3 protein-coding genes are annotated in these 4979 nt (G+C 70.2%); 1 reads left to right on the top strand and 2 read right to left on the bottom strand.

Annotated elements, in window-relative coordinates; all coding sequences use genetic code 11:
- Nucleotides 1-812: 812 nt before the first annotated feature.
- Both FGD71_RS35515 and FGD71_RS35510 read right to left on the bottom strand, forming a co-directional pair.
- Nucleotides 813-1259: a VOC family protein gene (locus tag FGD71_RS35515; protein WP_119104667.1), complete on the bottom strand. Its 447-nt coding sequence runs from the start codon at nt 1257-1259 to the stop codon at nt 813-815.
- Nucleotides 1260-1289: 30 nt separating this feature from the next.
- Complete coding sequence (locus FGD71_RS35510) at nt 1290-1793, bottom strand: pyridoxamine 5'-phosphate oxidase family protein (protein ID WP_119104666.1); 504 nt, start codon at nt 1791-1793, stop codon at nt 1290-1292.
- A gap of 180 nt (nt 1794-1973) precedes the next feature.
- Between FGD71_RS35510 and FGD71_RS35505 the strand changes: the two genes are divergently transcribed.
- Entirely contained in the window at nt 1974-4973 is a 3000-nt protein-coding gene (locus tag FGD71_RS35505; RefSeq protein WP_119104665.1) for a bifunctional [glutamine synthetase] adenylyltransferase/[glutamine synthetase]-adenylyl-L-tyrosine phosphorylase, read from the top strand.
- The last annotated feature ends 6 nt before the right edge of the window (nt 4974-4979 follow it).

The raw sequence follows: 4979 nt of genomic DNA, 5'->3' as shown, positions 1-4979 counted from the left end.
GGCAGTGAGCCGCCGGACCGGGCCGTCTGGTCAACGCGGCCGACGTTGCGCGCCGCGCACGGCAAGCGGCGAGTGGTATGCGCATTTCATTGCGTGTCGCCGACGCCAAGATCACCCCGCAGTGCACCAACGGCGGCGGCCAGCAGCCCGCTGGTCAGCAACCCACGTGCACGGGAAACGGGCCGGAGGGCGAGAAACGTGAACCCGGCCGGTCACCTCCCGGGTGGACACAACTGACAGAGATACACAGCGGTGTAACTCCCCATCTTGCTATCCGTGCCGCTGTGATGTTTCGTTGATGAATTCCCGCAATATCTCCTCATTGCGGTTTCCGGCGCGTAGTTGAGCGAGCGCGTCCCTGAGTCCAGCACATTGGTGACCAAGTCGTCGCTGACCATCCCGGATGGACCGTGGGTCAGCGCGATCCCGCTCCCTTGTCCCAGGGCGGCGGAGATGGTCTGGAGAACTTCCGGGTCGGGACGCGGGGCGTCATTCCCCGGCGGGTTGAGGTAGAAACGAAACTTTCCGTCGTGCAGGTGGATGTCGAACCTCGAGGCGAACATCCGGGTTGATTTGAGCCAGTCCAGATTCAGGCTGGGGAGCGGCAGAGTGAATACCTCTTCCGCCCCCATCACATAGGTGAGCCGCTGCCTGTTTGCGATGAGGGCACCGACCGCTATTCCGGACCAGGAAAACCGGAAGCGGCGCCCATCCGGATCACCATGCCACCATCGCCAGTTGGGAGCCCGGAATTGAAAAGAACCTGATCGATGATCGTGCGAGCGGCTGCAGTGAGCCGTCGGCCGGTTCCCTCAGCGCTCAACACTTCTCAGCTCGGTCAGGAGTTCGTTCAGCGGCTTGGTGGCGCGCTGGCGGTACTCCTGGATGGCCCAGCCGTTGCCGTCCGGGTCCTTGAAGTACATGAACGTGGCGCCGTCGTCGGCCGCGTACTGCACCGGCTCGGAGACCTGGAGGCCGCGATCGACCAGTTCGGCGTGGGCCGCCTTGATGTCGGGGACGCACAGCTGGAGGCCCTGGTACGAGCCGGGCGCCGGCGTCGGTCCGTCCATCGTGTCCCAGACGGTGTCGCCCAGGGCGATCGAGCAGCCGGAGCCCGGAGGAGTCAGCTGGACGATGCGCATGCCCGGCATGACCTCCTGATCGATGTCGACATGGAAGCCGACCTTGTCCCGGTAGAAGTCCCGGGCCCGGTCGATGTCACTGACAGGCAGCGGGATCACTTCGAGCGTGTACTCCATTACTGGACCTCCAGGTCGTCCCCACGGGCGTCAGCCGAACCGCCAGCGCGTCTGGCTGAACGGCTCTCCCTTACCGAAGCCGAAAACCGTCCGGGGCGCCACCTCGAAGACAAGAGCATTTCCCGCTCCGTGGTGGAAACAGCCGTCGCGCACCTCGAAGTGCCAGAAGCTGCCGTACTTGCGCTCCCACGCGTCGGCCAGAGCGCGCAGCCTGTCGTCGTCACTCACGCGGGCCGCCTCCCCCTCCACCACCAGGTCGTAGCCCTTGTCCCAGATGTTGGTGCCGGTGGTCAGCACGACGTTCGGGTTGCGCTCCAGATTCCGCGCCTTGCGCTCCTCGGGCCCCGTGCAGAAGTGCAGCGCGTCGTCGGCCCACACGGCGGGCAGCGGGGTGACATGCGGCCGTCCGTCGGGGCGCACCGTCGAGATCCAGAAGAGCTCGGCTTCCAAGAGCAGCGCCTGGACATCCGGCCAGGCAGGTGCGGCGGCGCCTTCGCTGCTGTAGCGGGGATCGAGTTCAGCCTGTGGGTCCATACCGTTCCTGTTCCCGGTTTCTCCGTTTCTGCTCCTCACCAGAACAGACTCCGTGACCCGCCCGAACTCATCGCGGCCAGTCCGACGCGGGCGCTCGGGCGCTTCCCGCAGGCACTCCGGTTAGGCTCAAGGCCGAACGACCTTGATCCGACAGTTCGACAGTCCGACAGGAGGCCGAGGATGACGGCGGCGCCGGGGCGCAGGAGCAGTACCTTCACACGGCTGCTGCGGCACGGTTTCACCGATCCGTCGGCCGCCGAGCGGCTCCTGCAGAGCGAGCAGCTCGCGCCGGTGAGGACCGACCCGGTGCTGCTCGACGCACTCGGGGCGACCGCCGATCCGGATCTGGCGCTGCTCGGGCTCGTACGGCTCGTCGAGGCGCAAGCGGACCACCCCGGGCGGCGCGAGCTGCTGGACACGCTGATCGCGGCCAAGCCACTGCGCGACCGGCTGCTCGGGGTGCTCGGGGCCTCCGCCGCGCTCGCCGACCATCTCGTGCGGCATCCCCTCGACTGGCAGGCGCTCGTCATGTACGAGCCGCAGGACCTGCACCCGGGCACGGCGGAGTTCGAGCGCGGACTCGCCGAGGCCTCCGACCCGGTGTCGCTGCGGGTCGCCTACCGGCGCTGTCTGCTGTCCATCGCCGCCCGCGACGTGTGCGGGACCACCGACCTCGCCGAGACGGCCGCCGAACTCGCGGACCTCGCGACCGCCACGCTGCGCGCCGCGCTCGCCATCGCACGGTCCGCGGCCCCCGAGGACGCCGCCCTGTGCCGGCTCGCGGTCATCGCGATGGGCAAGTGCGGAGGTCACGAGCTGAACTACGTCTCCGACGTCGACGTCATCTTCGTCGCGGAGCCCGCCGACGGGGCCGACGAGCAGAAGGCCCTGCGGGCGGCGACCCAGCTCGCCTCCCACCTGATGCGGATCTGCTCCGAGACCACCGTCGAGGGCTCGATCTGGCCGGTCGACGCCAATCTGCGGCCCGAGGGCCGCAACGGTCCGCTCGTACGGACGCTGTCCAGCCATGTCGCCTACTACCAGCGCTGGGCCAAGACCTGGGAGTTCCAGGCCCTCCTCAAGGCGCGGCCGGTCGCCGGCGACATCGAGCTCGGCGAGGAGTACGTCGCCTCGCTCGCCCCCCTCGTCTGGCAGGCCGCCGAGCGCGAGAACTTCGTCGCCGACGTGCAGAAAATGCGGCGCCGCGTCGTCGAGAACATCCCCGCGGCCGAGATCGAGCGCCAGCTGAAGCTCGGGCCCGGCGGGCTGCGGGACGTCGAGTTCGCCGTGCAGCTGCTGCAGCTGGTGCACGGGCGGGCCGACACCTCGCTGCGCAGCCCCACCACGCTGGACGCCCTGAAGGCGCTGGCCGCGGGTGGCTACGTGGGCCGCGTCGACGCCGCGCAGCTCGACGACGCGTACCGGTTCCTGCGCTCCATGGAGCACCGCATCCAGCTCTACCGACTGCGGCGCACCCACCTCGTGCCCGAGGACGACGCCGATCTGCGGCGCATCGGCCGCTCGCTGGGCCTGCGCACCGACCCGGTCACCGAGCTGAACCGTGAGTGGCGACGGCACTCGTCCGTCGTACGGCGGCTGCACGAGAAGCTCTTCTACCGGCCTCTGCTCGACGCCGTCGCCCAACTCGCCCCCGGCGAGGCTCGGTTGAGCGCGGACGCGGCACGGGAGCGGCTCGTCGCGCTCGGCTACGCGGATCCGGCGGCCGCGCTGCGCCACCTGGAGGCGCTCGCCTCCGGGGTCACGCGCAAGGCCGCGATTCAGCGGACACTGCTGCCCGTGCTGTTGGGCTGGTTCGCGGACTCCGCCGACCCGGACGCCGGCTTGCTCAACTTCCGCAAGGTGTCGGACGCGCTGGGCAAGACTCCTTGGTATCTGCGGCTCCTCAGGGACGAGGGCGCCGCCGCCGAGAACCTGGCTCGTGTGCTGTCCGCCGGGCGTCTCGCGCCCGATCTGCTGATGCGGGCCCCGGAGGCGGTGGCGCTGCTCGGCGACGGTGACGGCGGCGGACTCGAACCCCGTGACCGCGCACACCTGGAACAGGAGATCCTCGCCGCGGTGGGACGGGCCGACGGAGGCGAGGCCGCGGTCACCGCCGCGCGCGGCGTACGACGGCGCGAGCTGTTCCGCACCGCGGCCGCCGACATCGTCGGCTCCTACGGCACGGAGGAGTCGCCCGCCATGGCCGACCAGGGAGCGCTGGTCGATCTGGTCGGCGGGGCGGTCTCGGACCTGACGGCCGCGACCATCGCCGGGACGTTGCGGGCCGTGGTCCGCGACGGGTGGGGCGACATGCTGCCGACCCGTTTCGCGGTCATCGGGATGGGGCGCTTCGGCGGACACGAGCTGGGTTACGGCTCGGACGCGGACGTGCTGTTCGTGCACGAACCCCGTGACGGCGTCGACGATCACGAGGCCTCTCGAGCCGCCAACACCGTGGTCTCCGAGATGCGGCGGCTGCTGCAGATCCCCAGCTCCGACCCGCCGCTGCTGATCGACGCCGATCTGCGGCCCGAGGGGAAGTCCGGGCCGCTGGTGCGGACGTTGAACTCGTACAAGGCGTACTACCGGCGGTGGTCGCTGGTCTGGGAGTCGCAGGCCTTGCTGCGGGCGGAGCCCGTCGCGGGGGACGAGGACCTCGGGCGGCGGTTCATCGAGCTGATCGACCCGCTGCGGTATCCCGCCGAGGGGCTCGGTGACGACGCCGTACGGGAGATCCGGCGGCTCAAGGCGCGGATGGAGGCGGAGCGGTTGCCGCGTGCGACGGACCCGACGCTGCACACCAAGCTGGGGCGTGGCGGGTTGTCCGACGTGGAGTGGGTGGTGCAGCTGCTTCAGCTTCGGCATGGCTGGGCGGAGCCGGGGCTGCGCACGACGCGCACGCGCGAGGCTCTGGCCGCCGCGTGTGCCGCCGGGCTGGTCTCCGGTGAGGACGCCGCGACCCTCGACGAGGCGTGGGTGCTGGCGACTCGGGTGCGCAATGCGGTGATGCTCGTGCGCGGGCGGGCCGGGGACACGTTCCCGTCGGACGGGCGTGAGCTGGCGGCCGTGGGGCGGTACCTGGGGTATGGGCCGGGGCATGTGGGGGACATGCTCGACGCGTACCGGCGCACGACGCGTCGGGCTCGGGGCGTGGTGGACGAGTTGTTCTACGGGGGGTAGGGGGTG

Origin of the sequence: Streptomyces sporangiiformans, assembly GCF_005768555.2 — a bacterium.
Classification (GTDB): domain Bacteria; phylum Actinomycetota; class Actinomycetes; order Streptomycetales; family Streptomycetaceae; genus Streptomyces; species Streptomyces sporangiiformans.
Note: the sequence above shows the minus strand (reverse complement) of the source record. Positions and strands in the feature narration are given on the sequence as shown.

Bases quoted from the DNA above. Each gene is read 5' to 3' on its own strand.
- FGD71_RS35505 (WP_119104665.1), top strand. From the start codon at position 1,974: ATGACGGCGGCGCCGGGGCGCAGGAGCAGTACCTTCACACGGCTGCTG.
- FGD71_RS35515 (WP_119104667.1), bottom strand. From the start codon at position 1,259: ATGGAGTACACGCTCGAAGTGATCCCGCTGCCTGTCAGTGACATCGAC.
- FGD71_RS35510 (WP_119104666.1), bottom strand. From the start codon at position 1,793: ATGGACCCACAGGCTGAACTCGATCCCCGCTACAGCAGCGAAGGCGCC.